This window comes from Thalassobellus citreus (genome assembly GCF_044385915.1).
In the GTDB taxonomy this organism is placed as follows: domain Bacteria; phylum Bacteroidota; class Bacteroidia; order Flavobacteriales; family Flavobacteriaceae; genus Thalassobellus; species Thalassobellus citreus.
The window spans coordinates 35,960-54,180 of sequence record NZ_JBISCC010000125.1; the positions used below are offsets into that span (position 1 = coordinate 35,960).

Consider the following 18,221-nt stretch of genomic DNA (forward strand, 5'->3'; position numbering starts at 1 on the left):
TAAATTAAGGAAATCATGAATGCTTCGCATTTGATGCGGCATCCTTTTTTAAACTGAAAGACTACAAACTTAATAAACACTAAAAATTAACAGATAATCTTGTCCTTGCTTCTCGCCACGAGGTTTTAAAAAAGATATAGAGGAAAGCGCGACCCTTTTGGGTAACGCCATAAAAAAAACGATTGACAAACTTATAAGTGCATCAATCGTTAATCTATAATTATAATTCTTAAATCTGTTATCCTTTTAACCAAGCGTCACGTAATGCTTTTTGAGCATCGGTTGCATCTGCTTTAGGCATCAATCCTTTTCCTGTTGTATAACCTTGTGTAGTCCTGGTTTTTATAACAACCTCTTCTCCTGCTCTATCAAGCTTTACTTCTACATCCATGCCTGGTTTCCACATAAATACAGCTTGTAGTAATTGATTTGCATTTTGCATAGTAAGCGCCGTACCATCTATAGATTTTATAACATCGTTTGGTTGTGCTCCTTGTTCTGCCCAAAAACTGTTATCTAAAACTTTATCTGTAAAAAAGATGGTTCCTTTTTGCGGATCTCCACTAACAATAGGAGCGCCATCCATTATAAGGTAATTAGCTTCTACTTTACCTTCTCCTATTTCTAAGCCAACTTTTTCGAAAAACTCGTTATAATTAATTGGAGTATCTCCAACAACATAAGTGTTTAAAAATTCACCAATTGATGGGTAAGTCATAGCCGTAATTTCATCTATAAGTTTATCATCTTCAAATGGTTTGTTCTTTCCGTATTTATTTGACAACTCTTTCATTAAATATAGAATACCTCGTTGTCCATTACTTTCTTCACGCATTAAAATATCAATACACATCCCTATTAAAGCACCTTTTTGATACACATTTAAATACTGGTCTTTATACGGTGCATTTAATACGTTTTCACTCATAACTGTGAAACTCATTGTATCATTTAATGTCTTAGATCTTTCAATCTTCTCCATTATTTTACTATAAAATGCATTTTCATCAACTAAGCCTTCACTTACTTGAAATAAAGTAGCAAAATACTCGGTTACCCCTTCATACATCCATAAATGTTTTGAGAATGTAGGCTTATTATAATCGAAATAATGTACATCTTCAGAATGCACACTTAATGGTGTTACTATATGAAAAAACTCATGAGACACTACATCTGTCATGCTTTTTGCTAAAGCTTCTGCAGGCATTGCTTCAGGTAAAACAACAACTGTAGATTTGTGATGTTCTAAAGCTCCAAATCCTTTTGGAGAATCTTCTTTCCCCTCTGATAAATAAAGGAAAATATCATATCTAGGTGTACTATTAATATCTCCTAAAAATGCTTTTTGAGCTTTCATCATTTTAAAAACTGTTGGCTTTATTGATGCTACAGTATGTACTTTGTTTGGTGAATATACACTTAAAACAATTTTAATATCGCCAACTTGAAACTCTTCAACATCCAAATTACCATAAAACATTGGGTTATCTGTAATATCAAAATATCTAGTTGCTAAATATGTGCTAGTTGTGTTTTTACCATCGTCGCTAGTTTTTGTGCCAATACTTTGCAATGCAGAGGTACGAACAAAATCGGTTGGTGCTGTAACATCTAATTTATATTGATTGTTTTTTAATGAATCAAAATATCCAACAAAACCATGCAAGTTAACCACATCGTTTTCTGGCTCAATATTAGTTCCTGCAGGAGAGAACGGAGTATCTTTACCTATACCGCCTTCTTTTTCAATATCAAAAGTATCGTTAACCAAATAGGTGATTTTATCTAATTGCTTCGCATTAGTAATAGTCCAAGTATTATCATCTATTCTAGATACTGCCATTTCATTGCCTTTATAATCGTAAGCTTTAAAAGCATCAATATATTTCCCAAAATCACTTACAGAATACGTTCCTGGTATCACTCTTGGTAAGCGGTAAGTAACTGTTTCTACCGTAAAACGTCCTGGATTAATAGTTACAGGAGCTTTATCATCTTGAATTTGAGATAAATTAATTGAAGCTTCTATAGGCAAACTAGTTGCTAAGTCGTTAGAATTATTCTTTGTAGAATTACAACTAGCTAATAAAATACCAGCAAATACTGCTGCTAATGTTTTTGAATTCATGGAATTATATTTTGCTTTTTTAAATTGACGTGCAAAATACCACTATGTTACGCCCTATATTCTTAAGGTTTTGTTAAATTCGCATCATGCAAAAAACTTTGGTAAGCATATTAATCCCGTTTAAAAATACTGAAGCTTATTTAGCTGATTGTCTTCAATCTATTTTAAAACAAACCTATACCAATTGGGAGCTTTTAATAGTTGATGATGGCTCTACAGATACAAGCTATAATATTGTTGAAAATTACGCTAAAAAAGATAATAGAATCAAACTTTTAAAAAATTCTGGCAGCGGCATTATTGATGCTTTAAAACTGGCCTTTTTACAAAGTACTGGCGAATTTATTACGAGAATGGATAGCGATGATATCATGCTTCCAAACAAATTAGAAATTTTAGTCGCTAATTTATTAAAACACGGTAAACAGCATATTGCTGTTGGTTTAGTTAATTATTTTTCTGAAGCAGGGATTAAAGATGGTTACAAAAGTTATGAGGTTTGGTTGAACCAATTAACTAAAACAGGTACTAATTATTCTGAAATTTATAAAGAATGTGTCATTCCATCTCCTTGTTGGATGGTTTACAAAAGCGATTTAATTGCTTGTGATGCTTTTAATCCTGATAGATATCCTGAAGATTACGATTTAGCCTTTCGGTTTTACAAACATAATTACAAATGCATTCCTTGTGATACTGTTTTACATGATTGGCGCGATTACAACACTAGAACTTCTAGAACGCATAAACATTATGCAGAAAATCATTTTATAGATTTAAAGCTGTATTATTTTTTAGAACTCGATTATAATCCAAATAAAACATTAATAGTTTGGGGAGCAGGTAATAAAGGCAAAACAATTGCAAAAAAACTAATTGAAAAACAAGTCCCTTTTCAATGGATTTGCGATAACCCAAATAAAATAGGACGAGATATTTACGGCAACATTTTACTGCCTTTTAGTGCTTTAGAAACGATTGAGAATCCGCAAAGCATAATTACAGTTGCTAATAAAACGGCACAAATTGAAATTAAAGATTATATGAACAAATTGAAAATGCAACCTATTGAAGATTATATTTTCTTTTGTTAATTTCGTTAAACATCTAATAATTCATTTTCATTTTCTATATTTGAAAAATCTAAAAAGAAATGCAGTTTAAACACCCCGAACTTCTTTACGCTTTATTTTTACTGCTCATTCCTATTATTGTTCATTTATTTCAATTAAGGAAGTTTCAAAAAGTACCTTTTACCAATGTCGCTTTTTTAAAAGAAGCTACATTACAAACCCGCAAAAGTTCGCAAATAAAAAAATGGCTTATTCTTTTAACTAGGCTATTACTACTCGCTGCAATTATTATAGCATTTGCACAACCTTTTACATCTAAAGCGAATACATTTAAAACTAAAAAAGAAACGGTTATTTATTTAGACAATTCTTTTAGCATGCAAGCAAAAGGAAGTCAAGGTGAATTATTAAAACGTGCAGTTCAAGATATTATAAGCAATGTTCCTGAAACCGAAAACATCTCGATAATTACAAACGATAAAGTTTATAGAAACACGACTATTAATGCCATAAAAAACGAATTATTACAGCTTAGTTACTCACCTAATAGCTTAACAACACAAGCTGCTTTATTAAAAAGTAATACCTTTTTTAATAAACAAGGAAACAGTTTAAAAAACTTAATATTTATTTCTGATTTTCAAGAAAACGGAAAACCATTGACTATTGAAAAAGACACATTAACCTATATTCATTTTGTAAAATTACAACCTGTAAACACGCATAATATTTCAGTTGACAGTATTTTTGTTTCTGAAAAAACGGCTACTACCATTAACTTAAAAGTTATTTTAAAAAATAATGGTTCTACAGTTGAAAACTTACCGGTCTCACTCTTTAGTAATGATACTTTAATTGCTAAAACTTCGGTATCTATTAATAAGGAAGCTAATACTACTTTTTCTATTCCTGCAAACAAAGTGATAAATGGAAAAATAACCATTGATGACACCAACTTACAATTTGATAACACCTTGTATTTTAATATTAATAATAGCTCTAAAATAAATGTGTTAGCAATAAATACGACAGATGATTCCTTTTTAAAACGCATTTACACTAATGATGAATTTAATTATACTTCAACAACAGAAAATCAATTAAACTATAATCTATTAGAATCTCAAAACCTTATTATTTTAAATGAATTAAGTAGTATTCCAAATGCGTTAATTCCTGCTATAAAATCATTTACTAATCAAGACGGCACACTTGTTATAATTCCGTCAAAAGACATAACAAATACTTCATACAACTCACTATTAGCAAATTACCAAGCTTCTTTTAACAGGCTAATTAAAACCGAAAAACGCATTACAACTATTAATTATTCACATCCTTTATATAGTAATGGTGTTTTTGAAAAACAAGTGAGTAATTTTCAATATCCAAAAGTAAACAGCTTCTTTAGTACTAAATTGAAGCATGCTTCAAACGTCTTAAAATATGAAGATGGAAACCCTTTTTTATTTCAAAATAGTCATGCTTTCATTTTTACTTCAGCTTTAAATAAGGACAATTCAAATTTTAAAAATTCCCCTCTAATTGTTCCGACCTTATATAATATTGGAAAACAAAGTTTTAAAATTCCTGAATTATATTATACCATTGGCAAAAACAACAGCTTTGATGTAAGTACACAACTAAAACAAGATGCTGTTTTATCGCTTACAAATAATGATGCTAACATAATACCAGAACAGCGCTATTTTAATAATAAAGTTGTTATAAAAACTTCTGAATCGCCTAATTTGGCTAACATTTATGCTGTAAAAAACAACGATGTAACGATTAAAAACGTAAGCTATAATTACAGTAGAAATGAAAGTTATTTGGTTTACAAAGACCTAACAAATCTTAAACACATTATACTTAGCGATTCTATTACAAAAACATTCGATACTATAAAAAGTGATACAAAAATTAATGCGCTATGGAAATGGTTTGTTATTTTTGCATTAGCGTTATTAATTATTGAAATGCTCATCTTAAAATATTTTAAATGAACATACTTATAAAGTCTGCCACAATTATAGATTCTAAAAGCGAGTTTCACAATACAACTCAAGATTTATTAATTGAAAATGGCGTGATTACTAAGATTGCCAGCACCATTAAAAACCCAAACAATTATCAAGAAATAACATTAGAAAACCTCCATATATCTCAAGGTTGGTTTGATAGTAGTGTTTGTTTTGGAGAGCCTGGTTTTGAAGAACGTGACACTATAAAAAACGGACTAAAAACTGCCGCAATTTCTGGTTTTACAGCTGTTGCTATGAATGCGAATACCAATCCGGTAATAGATTCTAATTCAGATATTACTTTTGTAAATGCTAAAGCCAGTAATAATGCAGTAACCTTGCTACCTATTGGAGCACTTACAGTAGGCAGTAAAGGCATTGATTTGGCCGAACTTTACGATATGAATACTGCTGGTGCCGTAGCGTTTTCAGATTACCAAAAACCTATTAGCAACCCAAACCTTATGAAAATTGCTTTGCAATATGCTAGTAATTTTGATGGCTTAGTTTATTCATTTCCTCAGGAAAACAAAATAGCTGGTCATGGGGTTATGAACGAACATATAACCAGCACAAAACTTGGATTAAAAGGAAACCCAGCACTTGCTGAAGAACTTCAAATTGCACGCGATTTATTTCTGTTAGAATACACTAGTGGAAAATTACATATTCCAACTATTTCTACAGCAAAATCGGTTGAACTAATAAGAGAAGCCAAAAAGAAAAAATTAAATGTGAGTTGCAGTGTGGCTATTCATAATTTATTTTTCTCAGATGATGTATTAAGTGATTTTAACACGCATTTTAAAGTGTTACCGCCTCTCCGTACCAAAGCAGACGTAGACGCCTTAATTGAAGCTGTAAAAGACGGAACCATTGACATGGTAACGAGCGATCACAATCCTATAGATATAGAACACAAAAAAATAGAATTTGACCATGCCGCTTATGGTACTATTGGTTTAGAAAGTGCTTTTGGTGCGCTTAATTCTATATTTACCATCAAGAAAACCATAGAACTTCTAAGTAAAGGAAAAACAAGGTTTGGTATAGAAAGCACACCTATAAACATAGGAAATAAGGCAAACATAAGCCTCTTTAATCCTGATACTAAATATACGTTTTCAAAAAATAACATTGTTTCTAAATCTAAAAATGCCATTTTTGAAGGTGAGACTTTAAAAGGACATGTTTATGGAATTATTGCAAACAATAAAATAGTTTTAAATTAAAATAATGACAAATCAAGATATTGAAAGAGGACGGCAAAATGCCATTATTAGCTATATAACTATTATAGGAGTTATTATTGCTTTTTATATGAATAAAGAAGAGCATAAAAAAAGTGATTTTGCTAGTTTTCATATTAGGCAATCATTAGGTTTATGGCTTACTTTTTGGGCTTTAGGATATATTATTGGAATCTTTGATAGTTGGTTAGTTAGTTCTAGTTTTTATCTATTCTTCGCGGTACTTTTCTTTTACGGATTTACTGGTGCTCTAGGAAGAAAAACACAAGAAGTTCCTTTAGTTGGAGCATACTATCAAAAAATTTTTGCAAACTTGGGCAACTAAAACATGGTAAATACATCACTATCACTACAACATATTATTCGTAAATCTTCATTAACCGAAAATGCACCATTATTAATATTATTGCATGGTTATGGAAGCGATGAAAACGATTTATTTTCGTTTGCTAACGAGTTACCCGAAGAACTTTTTATTATTTCTGTAAAAGCACCTTATACATTACAACCATACGGAAATGCTTGGTATGCTATTAATTTTGATGCCGACAAAGGTAAATGGAGCGATAACGAACAAGCAATAGAATCTCGCGATTTAATTTCTAAATTTATTGATGAAGCTATTGCAACCTATCCTGTTAATAAAGAAAGTGTTTCTCTTTTAGGTTTTAGCCAAGGGAGTATTTTAAGTTATGCTGTAGCTTTAACATATCCTGAAAAAATTAAAAACATTGTCGCTTTAAGTGGTTATATAAATCAAGATTTATTCCCTGATGATATAAACCAAAAAGACTATTCTAATTTAGATTTTTATTGTTCACATGGTAGTGTAGACCAAGTAATACCTGTACAATGGGCTCAACAAACACCTCCATTTTTAAAAGGTTTAAACATTATTCATAAGTATTCTGAATTCCCTGTGGGGCATGGTGTAGCTCCACAAAACTTTTATGAGCTTAAAGATTGGTTGAGTAAACGTTTATAATAGCAATTTTTATTTCTACTTAACATTACAGGAAATTTTAGATAATTTCGTTTAACATTGTTATTGTCTCACATTTGATAAAACACAAAATGATTCACTTAATAGTTGGAAATACAGGCTCAGGAAAAACAACATATTCAAATGAATTGAAAGAGAAAACCAATGGGATTATTTTTTCAATTGACAAATGGAATAAAACACTATTTCTTGAAGATAAAAAACCGGATGACGGACTCGAATGGTTTCTCGAAAGAATAGAAAGAGCAGAAAAAATGATTATGAGTTTAGTTAATCAATTAGAAAACTCAAAAATTGATTCAATACTCGATTTAGGACTTTCAAAATTTGAACATCGTGAAAAATTCAGAAAGTTTGCAGATTTAAACAACTACGATTTAACTATACACTTTTTGGATATATCAAAAGAAACTCGACTGAATAGAGTCATAAAAAGAAACACAGAAAAAGGAGATACTTTTGAATTTGAAGTGAGTAAAGAGAATTTTGACTTTATGGAAAACTGGTTTGAAAAACCTACTGAAAAAGAAATGATTGGAGGAATAACAATTGTAGAGTAAAAAAGTGTAATAACTCATATAAATCGGTAAAACGAAACCTCTGATTTTTAACGAAAAAAGACAAAAAAAAATCCAGCAAAAGCTGGATTTTTTTTATGATCTTTATAGACTAAGATTATTAGTTAACTACCAATCTAAAACCTTCACCGTGTATATTAAGTATTTCTACTTTTTCGTCTAATTTTAAGTACTTACGTAATTTAGCAATATACACATCCATACTACGAGAAGTAAAATAATTATCGTCTCTCCATATTTTAGTTAAAGCCAATTCTCGTGGCATTAAATCGTTTTCATGTAACGCTAATAAACGTAATAATTCATTTTCTTTTGGTGATAATTTAACAGGATCTCCTCCATCAAATTTTAAGAAACGTAATTTAGAATTTAAATCGAAACGACCAATTTTAAATTCAAACTGTTTACTATCAGATATTGTTTCTGTTGCCTTACGCTGTATAATAGCTTTTATTTTCATTAATAGCACTTCGCTATCAAATGGCTTATTTAAATAATCGTCTGCACCAACTTTATAACCTTTTAAAACATCTTCTTTCATGGTTTTGGCCGTTAAAAATACAATAGGTACATCGGTATTTTTTTCACGGATTTCTTTAGCCAATGTAAACCCATCTTTATAAGGCATCATAACATCAAGAATACATAAATCGAAATCGTCTTTTTTAAACTTTTCAAATCCTTCCATCCCATTTTTTGCATGAACAACATCGTAATCATTCATCATTAAATAATCTTTAAGAACCGTTCCGAAGTTAGGATCGTCTTCAACTAATAAAATTTTCTTGTTTTGTGCTTCCATAGTTATGTTATTATTGGAAGTTTAATTGTAAATGTACTTCCGTTATCTTTTTCACTCTCTGCAGACACATGACCTTGATGATCGTCTACAATTCTTTTCACATACGCCAGCCCCAAACCGTGACCTTTTACGTTGTGTATATTTCCAGTATGCTCTCTATAAAATTTTTCGAACACACGCTTTAAGGCAGCTTTACTCATACCGCTACCATGATCTTTTATTTTTAATATAATATTGTTTCCAACATTTTCTGTATATACTTCTATTTTTGGTGCATCTGGCGAATACTTTATAGCATTATCTAAAATATTCACTATTACATTTGTAAAATGCGTTTCATTGGCTAAAACAGATGTTTTCTCTGCATCTAAAAATGTTTTTATATAACCTTGTCTATCTTCTACTATAAGCTCAACATGCGTAATGGCATCTAATACTAAGTCGTGTAGCTTAACTCTATCCTTACTAATATTTAATTCGTTCTTTTCTAATTTAGAGATTCTTAAAACGTTTTCAACTTGCGCATGCATTCGTTTGTTTTCCTCTTTTATCATGTTAAGATAACGCAAAACTTTGTCTTTATCGCCAATAATTTTAGGATTCTTAATAGAATCTAAAGCTAAATTTATAGTAGCTATTGGAGTTTTAAACTCATGCGTCATATTATTAATAAAATCTGTTTTTATTTCAGATATTTTTCGTTGCTTAATTAATTGATATAATGAGCTAGCATAAGCTATAATAATGATTAATGTAAAAACCACAGATAGCAATATCATCTTTATTACTGATGATAAAATGTATTTTCCATCTTCAGGAAAATTAACCAAAAGCTTATATGGTGTTTGAGTATTCTCATCATAAAAAATAGGAACACTAAAAGTTGATTTTACATGATTTTCAAAATTATCGCTTTGTACTTTTGTTGCCAAATCGTTACTATAAATAGCAAATTCATAATCTATATCTATATCATTATCTTTTAGTTTTTTCGATAATAATTTTTTTATTTCCTTTTCAGAAACCCTTTTATAAATAGGCTCTCTTTTTAAAATTTGTTTATAATACTTTTCAAAATATTTTATATTAGTCTCTAAAATAGGCGCACTATTATTAACAATACTTGTAATAGGGCTTTTCTGAAAATCTTTATATTTTAAATCTGAATTATTAAAAATTTCGATTTTAGAATTTCCTGTAAACTTTTTTAAACTTAATGTATCAATATCGAAACCTGTATCTAAAAGAGAAGAAGACAGTTTAAAATTTTCTTCTAAAACTCCCTGAGTATAAAGAAAAGTTTGATTAGTATTATTATTTCTCTGATAAACAAATAATTGAGAGACTACAGATGAATCTTCTTTCTTCTCTTTATCTAAACGTTGGAATTTTTTATAAAACTCATCAAACTCTCTTTTCTCAATAGTATTAGAAACATAATTTAAAGACTTCTTTACGTTATACTTAAATCGTTCCTTTTCATTTTGTACTGAATTATTTATATAATAAGCTTGTACAGATATAATACCTATAAGCGACAAACTCATTAAAACTATTAATAGTACAAATATTCTTTTGCTCATTAGTCAAAATTAACATTTTAACATTTAGCCTACTTACGTTTTAACCTTACATTAACAGAAATGTTAAAATTAGCTTTTTACTCCAAACTTTTAAGAATCTCATTATGGACTTCAAACGCCTGTTTTTTTGTGTTTTCAAGGGAGATATTTTCAATAACAAAATGAGAACGTTTTATCTTTTCTTCATCTGTCCATTGGTTATTCATAATGGCTTCAATTTTAGCTTCAGTAGTGTTATCACGCTTTAGTAAACGCTTAATTCTTAAATCTATTGGAGCTATGACGGTTATTACAAAATCGCATTGTTTATAACCATCATTTTCAAAAAGAATAGCCACTTCTTTTATAACATATGGAGCTTCTTGCTTTGCTACCCATTTTTGAAAATGTTTTGCTACTCTAGGATGAATAATAGCATTCATTTTTTGCAAATATGCCTTATCATTAAAAATAATATTAGCTATAAAAGGTTTGTTTAGCGCATCATTAATATAAGTATCGGCACCAAACAATTGCGTGAGTTTTCTTTTAATTATTTTAGACCTTCCCATGAGTTTTTTGGCCTCTTCATCGGCTATATAAACAGGAATACCTAGTTGCTCAAACTCTTTTGCCACTGTAGTTTTTCCACTTCCTATGCCTCCTGTTAATCCAACTATAATCATTCTGTTATTATAAATTCTATGTGTTTTTGGTTAATTTTTGCGTTTTTAACAAGCCTTGGCATCTTAACTAACTCAGGGATTAAAACAGACTGACTGCTTGATAATTTATTATAATCGCACACAACCTTAAAACTGGTAGTATTAATAGCATTAAAATTACTTAAACTTACCGAATAAGAGACATTTACTTCTTTTGGGAAAAACTTCAAATTCATATTAGCAGGAACATTAATAACATTCACTGGTATTTTTAATGTCCCCTCTGTAAACTTTTCCACTGAAGCCTTTAAAACAATATTGGTAGCAGAAAACTTTAACTCTTTATTGTTATTTGGTAATTTTAATGGTATAGTTTCTAGTAAATCTGTTCTAATATCTGACAAATAAATAGAATCTGTTTCAATCTTGTTTATTTTAGCTACTATAACTTTTGGACCAATAATTTGAACAGAATCTGGTTCTAACACATAAGCTTCTGAAACATTATAACCTGGTGTAAACTCAATGTTTGCATTAAGCTTTACAGGAACTTTTTTTATTAAATTAACATCATAACGAAACATTAAAGTATCGGGAGACATATTTAATATTTCTACATTTTTATCAAACTGTGTGTTGTTTAAAAATGCCTTTGATTTACTCCAAACAAAAACTGAATCTTTTTTATAAACATCTTTACTAAAATCAACTTCTATTTTAGGTTTAGAAAAATAATAATCTAACCATTTAAAACCGTGTGTTTTTAATGTAATTGCGAGAGCATTATTAGAGTCATTTAGTATAACATTTTCTTGAGGCACATTTACCTCGTTTATTTTAAAAACAATAGTATTGGTATAATCTTTTGAAAGTTTGGTGAATATTAAAATAACAAACGACGACAATAGAAACAAAATGAACACATTAATTCGTTTATTCTTTATTGAAGCGAGTATGTCTGATTTAATTTTTTTTATCATTTCAATTTAAAAAACAAATTTGGAAAATAATTTTCGGGGTCTTTATTTAATATTGAAATAGCAAAAGTAGATTTTATAAACCCGTAGCCATACCCTATAAACTGAACCCAAATAGCTATTAAAGCAAAAAACGAAACTATAATGCTTTTGGTAGTTATTAATGCTACAACAAAAGCTAATAAAAAATAGAATGCATAGCCTAATAACAACCATTTGAAATTAAGAAAAAATAATAGAATTGCCGCTATAAAACCTAAAGTAAAAAGCGAAGGAAACCAATATGTTAATTTTTTAGTTGTAGGGTGCCATTTGTTTAATATAGGACGTACCAAACCAAATTTATTAACTTGCTTATAAAAATTACTCCATGAAATGCGTCGTTTATGGTATACAAAAGCTTCTGGAATTAACTTTGTTTTATAACCTAAATTCCAAAGTCTTATAGATAAATCGGGATCTTCTCCAGGGTGAACACGTCCAAATCCTTTTGAAGCTTCAAAAGCTTCTTTAGAAATACCCATATTAAAACTTCTTGGTTGAAAAGTATCAACACTTTTTTTATTACCACGAATACCGCCTGTGGTAATAAACGATGTCATTGAAAAATTAATAGCTTTTTGAAGATTTGTAAACGATTCGTGAGCCGCATCTGGACCTCCAAAACAATCTACATAGTTTTGTTTTAAACTCTTTTCTACTTCACTTAAATAGTTTTCTGGCAGAATACAATCGGAATCTAAAATGATAAAATAATTTCCTTTTGCATGCTGCATTCCAAAGTTTCTAGAATCTCCAGGTCCTGAATTCTCTTTAAAAAAATACGATATATTTAATTTAGATTTAAAGCTATTTACAATAGTTTTTGAAGATACAGAAGACCCGTCTTCTACAATAACAATTTCATAGTCAGTACTGGTTTTTAAAGCCGCAAAACTCTCTAAAAGCTCTTGTACTTCGTCTGGACGATTATAAACTGGGATTATAAATGAAAATTGTAATTGCATAACACAAATGTAACAAAAAAGCCACCGTTTTAAAGGTGGCTTGTTTTCTATATTTTAAAGAATTTTTATTCTTTTTCCATAAAAGTATCCATCACTGCATTACTAACTCCCATGTTGTTAAAACCTCCATCATGAAATAAGTTTTGTAATGTTACCTTTTTTGTTAAATCACTAAACATAGATACGGTGTAATTTGCACAATCTAAAGCTGTTGCATTACCAAGTGGCGACATTTTATCGGCATAGGCAATAAAACCATCAAAACCTTTTACGCCATTACCTGCTGTAGTTGGTGTTGGTGACTGTGAAATTGTGTTTACACGTACGTTTTTATCACGTCCAAAGAAATACCCGAAACTACGAGCAACACTTTCTAAATACGCTTTATTATCAGCCATATCATTATAATCAGGAAATACACGTTGTGCAGCCATATATGTTAAAGCAACGATACTTCCCCACTCATTCATGGCATCAGACTTGTATAAAGTTTGCATCAATTTATGAAAAGACATAGCAGAAACGTCTGTTCCTTTTTGCGTCCAATCATAATTCTGATCTGTATAATGTCTTCCTTTTCTAACATTAATAGACATTCCAATTGAATGTAATACAAAATCAATTTTTCCGCCTAAAATCTCTTGAGACTTATCGATTAAATTTTGTAAATCTTCTAAAGAAGTAGCATCAGCAGGAATAATTTGAGAACCTGTTTTTTCAGCTAACTCATTAATTTGTCCCATTCTCATTGCTACAGGTGCATTTGTTAATACAAACTGCCCGCCTTCTTCATGAACACGTTCTGCTGTTTTCCAAGCAATTGAATTTGAGTCTAAAGCTCCAAAAATGATTCCTCTTTTTCCTTTTAATAAATTATATGACATATTGGTTATTTTATATCTTTCTTGTTGGTTAATTAAAACTTGCCTCTAATATTAACGGCAAAAGTACTAAACTTTTAACTTATAATTTTTAACTTTTATTTTTTTTCAATTTAGTAGCTCTTTAGCATGTGCTATGGCTGATGAAGATGCCTCTAAACCTCCTAACATTTGAGCAATTTCTACAATACGCTCGTCATGAGTTAACTTTACTAAATTAGTTTGAGTCACTTCATTTACATCTTCTTTATATACTTTAAAATGCGCATGTCCTTTGGCTGCAATTTGTGGTAAATGTGTTATAGAAAACACTTGCATGCTCTTACTCATTTGCAACATAATATCTCCCATTTTATTTGAAATTTCTCCTGACACACCTGTGTCTATCTCATCAAACATAATGGTTGGGAGTTGTATATAATTTGAAAGCATCGATTTAATAGCTAACATAATTCTTGATAATTCTCCTCCAGATGCTGCTTTTTTTAGTTCGTTAAAATGACCACCTTTATTAGCAGAAAACAAAAAGGACAAATCATCTTTTCCGTTGGCTAAAAAATTATCACCAAGAACAATATCTATTTTAAACTGTGCATTTGGCATTCCTAAACTTGCTAAAACACTTTCTAATTGTTGTTTTAATTGAGGAATAACTTCTTGTCTATTTTTATGAATTGCTTTAGCTATTTTATTTAAAACGGCTTCCTTTCCTTTTATTTCTTCTTCTTTCTTTTTTATAGTACCATCTAAATTCTCAGTAACTGATACTTTTTCGTATAAAGCATCTTTTATAGTTATTAATTCTGAAACATTAGCTGCTACATGTTTTTGCATTAAATTATGAAGTACTTTTAGTTTTGCATCTACAACTTCTAATCTAACAGGATCTGCATCTAAATTTTCTTGTAACGCATCAACCTCGGTAAATACATCGTCCATTTCAATAAGACTACTATTTACTCTATTAAACAAATCTTCATACTTAAGAGAAAACCCAGAAAGTTTTTGAAAGATATTTTTTAATGATGTTAAACTTGATAAAGTACCTATTTGCTCTTCACTTAATAATTGATAAGCTTCAGATAGATTTTCTTTTATTCCCTCAACATTATTTAAGGTTTCGTATTCTACTTCTAGAGTTTCTAATTCACCATCAACTAAATTGGCCTCAACTAACTCATTTAATAAAAACGAATTATAATCATGCTCTTTTATGGCTTCTGCTTGAAAATCTAAAAGTGTTTTTAACTCTTTTTGAAGCTTTTTATATCCTTTTAACTCTAAACTATAATTTTCTAAAATAGCATCGTTAGTAGCTAAAGCATCAATTATTTGAAATTGAAAATCGTTACTTGTAAGTTCTAAGGTTTGATGTTGCGAATGAATATCTATGAGACGTTCTCCCAATAAATTCAAACTACTTAATTTAACAGGCGTATCATTTATAAATGCTCTAGATTTACCTGAAGGCAAAATTTCTCTACGAATAATTGTTTGATCCTCATAGTCTAAATCTTCAGCTTCAAATAGTGCTTTTAAATTATAGTTAGACACTTTAAAAACAGCTTCAATAATGCATTTTTGCGTCGTGTTTTTTAAACTACTTAAGTCGGCTCGTTTACCTAAAATTAAAGATAACCCTCCTAGTAAAATTGATTTACCAGCGCCTGTTTCTCCAGTAATTATTGAAAAACCTTCATCAAAATTAACTTGAAGATGATCTATTAACGCGTAATTTTTTATAGAAAGTGATGTCAGCAAAACTTTTTATGATATTTAAATTATAAAAATAAATATAGTGAAAGCGTTTTAATTATGTTATAATTTAAAACGTAATGTTTTGCCATTTACTACTATGCATTGGCGCTACTTTTTGAAGTGTTTCTTTTAAACTTGCAATATTTACATTAGGACCTCCACTAAAAATTTGTTGAATTTCATCGGCCTTTGTATCAAAAAAAGTACGTAACAAAAATGAATTAGGTCTTCTACTACTCATTGCTTTAAACTTTAAAACAGCAGTAGCTATTTTCTCTTTTCCTTCTTTAACATTACCACTCATAGCATCTAAACCTTCTCTGTGATATGCGTACATAACATCTCTATACTCTTTAAATGTTGGTGATAATAAATTATCTATTAAGGCAAATCTACTTTGTAGTCCATCTTCAACTTTCCATCCAGAAAAATTACCTTGTTGTGAATAGTTTGTAATTATTTGTGCTTGTTTAAAATAAGCATCGCCTCCTTTAGGTGAAAAAGAATCGGCATCTAATCCTAAAATCATATTAATATGAAATGCTAAAACAGATATTAAATTAGATTCAAACTGATTAGGATTGTATATTAAATTTTGAAACTCTAAATATTTAAAATTAAAGTCTTTATCATTAAAATTATAAACAGGTGTTGAAAATGACGAACCAAAAACAGGTCTAGAAGATTGCACTTGTAACGATGCCTGAAACGACTCGCCACTATAATTTGCAACATTTATAACCATACTACAATCTATACGCTCTTGTGCAGCAAAGGTTTTATTTGTCCACTTGGTATTATTTACAAATTCGTTTAATTGTTTTTCTAAGGTTTTAAAAATTGGGAAATTTTCATTACCTGTTTGCTGCGCATTTACAACAATTCTACAATTTAATTCTTGTGAATTACCTAAAACGCTAAAGCAAAACAATAAAACAACTAATAAATTACGCATCTATTTCTTTTATAATTTTATTTAATAAATCGGTTGCAACCTCCGTTTTAGATTTTAATTCAAACTGCGTTACCGTATTTTTATCATCAATAAAAGTAACCTTATTAGTATCTACTTTAAATCCAGCACCTTTATCGTTTAACGAATTTAAAACAATTAAATTTAAATTCTTTCTTTTTAATTTTCCTTTTGCATTTTCAAGTTCATTATTTGTTTCTAATGCAAAACCTACTAAAAATTGTTGTTTTTTAATAGCTCCTAAAGAAGCTAAAATGTCTTTTGTTTTTTCTAACTCTAAAGTTAACGTAGAATCTTTCTTTTTTATTTTCTGAGAAGCAACTTCTTTTGGTTTATAATCGGCAACAGCTGCAGAAAGTATGGCTACATCAACATCATTAAAATGCTCATGAGCTACATTATACATATCTTGGGCACTTGTTACTGGAACAACTTTAATAAAACTATGTGTTACTTTTTGATAAGTTGGTCCTGAAACTAAAATAACCTCAGCACCTAGATTAGCAGCAGTTTTAGCTATTTCAAAGCCCATTTTACCACTAGAATGATTCCCAATAAAACGAACAGGATCTATAGCTTCGTATGTAGGACCAGCAGTAATAAGTATTTTTTTTCCGCGTAACGGAAGCTTCTTTAAAGTATCGTTTTCTACAAAAGAAACAATATCTTCTGGTTCTGCCATTCTGCCCTCTCCTACCAATCCACTAGCTAATTCGCCACTTGTAGGAGGAATCATGATGTTTCCAAAAGATTTTAATTTTTCAAGAGAATCTAAAGTAGATGGATGTTTGTACATATCTAAATCCATCGTAGGTGCAAAATACACCGGACATTTAGCTGATAAGTATGTAGCTAATAATAAATTATCGCAAATACCAATAGACATTTTAGCCATTGTATTTGCCGTAGCTGGAGCTACTATAAATAAATCTGCCCATAGCCCTAAATCTACATGGCTATTCCACACACCTTTATCATCATCTTTGTTTACAAAAGAAGAATATACAGGGTTTTTAGAAAGTGTTGATAAAGTTAAGGGTGTTACAAATTCTTTAGAAGAAGGCGTCATAACAACTTTTACGTTAGCGCCTAATTTAACAAACAACCTTACTAATAAAGCTGTTTTATAAGCGGCAATACCAGCACTGACGCCTAATAGTATGTTTTTGCCGCTTAGTATTGACATTTTAAAAAATTATTCTTGAGTTTCTTCCTCAGTATTTCTAAAATAAATTTTATCTGTTAACCATTCTTGAACAGCTAAAGCATGAGGTTTAGGTAATTTTTCGTAAAATTTAGACACCTCAATTTGCTCTTTGTTTTCAAAGATTTCTTCAAGACTATCATTGTAAGTAGCAAACTCTTCTAACTTATCAATAAGTTCTTTTTTAATCTCAGTGTTAATTTGTTCTGCACGTCTAGAAATAATTGAAATTGACTCGTATATATTCTCTGTTGGCTCGTCAATTTGATTTCTATCGTATGTTACAGTATTAACTGGAGCATTGGTTTTCTTTAAATCCATTATTATTGTTAT

The 18,221-nt window shown here is 29.8% G+C and carries 17 protein-coding genes; 6 read left to right on the forward strand and 11 right to left on the reverse strand.

The genetic code is table 11. From position 1 onward, the window contains the following. Positions 1 to 238: 238 nt before the first annotated feature. A complete protein-coding gene (locus tag ACH5TX_RS10535; protein WP_439339465.1) occupies positions 239 to 2,131 on the reverse strand; it encodes a M61 family metallopeptidase in 1,893 nt (630 codons plus the stop codon). A gap of 86 nt (positions 2,132 to 2,217) precedes the next feature. Here ACH5TX_RS10535 and ACH5TX_RS10540 point away from each other — a divergent pair, with 86 nt between their 5' ends. From ACH5TX_RS10540 to ACH5TX_RS10565, 6 genes are all read left to right on the forward strand, one after another. Then, the gene (locus tag ACH5TX_RS10540) at positions 2,218 to 3,225 is read left to right on the forward strand and encodes a glycosyltransferase family 2 protein (RefSeq protein ID WP_439339466.1); all 1,008 of its coding nucleotides are present in this window, start codon (positions 2,218 to 2,220) and stop codon (positions 3,223 to 3,225) included. A 59-nt stretch (positions 3,226 to 3,284) separates the two neighbouring features. Continuing rightward, entirely contained in the window at positions 3,285 to 5,210 is a 1,926-nt protein-coding gene (locus ACH5TX_RS10545) for a vWA domain-containing protein (protein ID WP_439339467.1), read from the forward strand. After that, positions 5,207 to 6,460, forward strand: coding sequence for a dihydroorotase (locus ACH5TX_RS10550; protein ID WP_439339468.1), 1,254 nt, complete (start codon positions 5,207 to 5,209; stop codon positions 6,458 to 6,460). The genes ACH5TX_RS10545 and ACH5TX_RS10550 overlap by 4 nt, the downstream gene beginning before the upstream one ends. Positions 6,461 to 6,464: 4 nt before the next feature. Beyond that, entirely contained in the window at positions 6,465 to 6,803 is a 339-nt protein-coding gene (locus ACH5TX_RS10555) for a hypothetical protein (RefSeq protein ID WP_439339469.1), read from the forward strand. 3 nt (positions 6,804 to 6,806) lie between these two features. After that, a complete protein-coding gene (locus ACH5TX_RS10560; protein ID WP_439339470.1) occupies positions 6,807 to 7,463 on the forward strand; it encodes an alpha/beta hydrolase in 657 nt (218 codons plus the stop codon). 89 nt (positions 7,464 to 7,552) lie between these two features. Continuing rightward, the gene (locus ACH5TX_RS10565; RefSeq protein ID WP_439339471.1) at positions 7,553 to 8,041 is read left to right on the forward strand and encodes a P-loop nucleotide/nucleoside kinase family protein; all 489 of its coding nucleotides are present in this window, start codon (positions 7,553 to 7,555) and stop codon (positions 8,039 to 8,041) included. A 118-nt stretch (positions 8,042 to 8,159) separates the two neighbouring features. On the opposite strand, the gene ACH5TX_RS10570 is transcribed toward ACH5TX_RS10565, so the two are convergent. The 10 genes from ACH5TX_RS10570 to ACH5TX_RS10615 form a co-directional block, all read right to left on the reverse strand. Further along, positions 8,160 to 8,861 (reverse strand): response regulator transcription factor, encoded by a 702-nt coding sequence (locus ACH5TX_RS10570; RefSeq protein ID WP_439337435.1) that lies wholly within the window; start codon positions 8,859 to 8,861, stop codon positions 8,160 to 8,162. 2 nt (positions 8,862 to 8,863) lie between these two features. After that, positions 8,864 to 10,444, reverse strand: coding sequence for a sensor histidine kinase (locus ACH5TX_RS10575; protein ID WP_439339472.1), 1,581 nt, complete (start codon positions 10,442 to 10,444; stop codon positions 8,864 to 8,866). 77 nt (positions 10,445 to 10,521) lie between these two features. Continuing rightward, entirely contained in the window at positions 10,522 to 11,109 is a 588-nt protein-coding gene (gene coaE / locus ACH5TX_RS10580) for a dephospho-CoA kinase (protein WP_439339473.1), read from the reverse strand. Continuing rightward, positions 11,106 to 12,068 (reverse strand): CdaR family protein, encoded by a 963-nt coding sequence (locus ACH5TX_RS10585; RefSeq protein ID WP_439339474.1) that lies wholly within the window; start codon positions 12,066 to 12,068, stop codon positions 11,106 to 11,108. Before ACH5TX_RS10585 ends, coaE begins: the two co-directional genes overlap by 4 nt. Beyond that, on the reverse strand, positions 12,065 to 13,072 hold the full coding sequence (locus tag ACH5TX_RS10590; RefSeq protein WP_439339475.1) for a glycosyltransferase family 2 protein: 1,008 nt from the start codon (positions 13,070 to 13,072) through the stop codon (positions 12,065 to 12,067). The genes ACH5TX_RS10585 and ACH5TX_RS10590 overlap by 4 nt, the downstream gene beginning before the upstream one ends. Before the next feature lie 65 nt (positions 13,073 to 13,137). Further along, positions 13,138 to 13,956, reverse strand: a complete 819-nt coding sequence (locus tag ACH5TX_RS10595; RefSeq protein WP_439339476.1) for an enoyl-ACP reductase FabI — start codon at positions 13,954 to 13,956, stop codon at positions 13,138 to 13,140. 105 nt (positions 13,957 to 14,061) lie between these two features. Then, positions 14,062 to 15,714, reverse strand: a complete 1,653-nt coding sequence (recN, locus tag ACH5TX_RS10600) for a DNA repair protein RecN (protein WP_439339477.1) — start codon at positions 15,712 to 15,714, stop codon at positions 14,062 to 14,064. 64 nt (positions 15,715 to 15,778) lie between these two features. Next, positions 15,779 to 16,666 (reverse strand): type IX secretion system protein PorD, encoded by an 888-nt coding sequence (gene porD, locus ACH5TX_RS10605; protein WP_439339478.1) that lies wholly within the window; start codon positions 16,664 to 16,666, stop codon positions 15,779 to 15,781. After that, positions 16,659 to 17,870 carry a bifunctional phosphopantothenoylcysteine decarboxylase/phosphopantothenate--cysteine ligase CoaBC gene (gene coaBC, locus ACH5TX_RS10610; protein ID WP_439339479.1) on the reverse strand — a complete coding sequence of 404 codons (1,212 nt, stop codon included), beginning with the start codon at positions 17,868 to 17,870 and terminating at the stop codon, positions 16,659 to 16,661. The genes porD and coaBC overlap by 8 nt, the downstream gene beginning before the upstream one ends. A 9-nt stretch (positions 17,871 to 17,879) precedes the next feature. Beyond that, the gene (locus ACH5TX_RS10615; protein WP_439337426.1) at positions 17,880 to 18,209 is read right to left on the reverse strand and encodes a DNA-directed RNA polymerase subunit omega; all 330 of its coding nucleotides are present in this window, start codon (positions 18,207 to 18,209) and stop codon (positions 17,880 to 17,882) included. Positions 18,210 to 18,221: the final 12 nt, after the last annotated feature.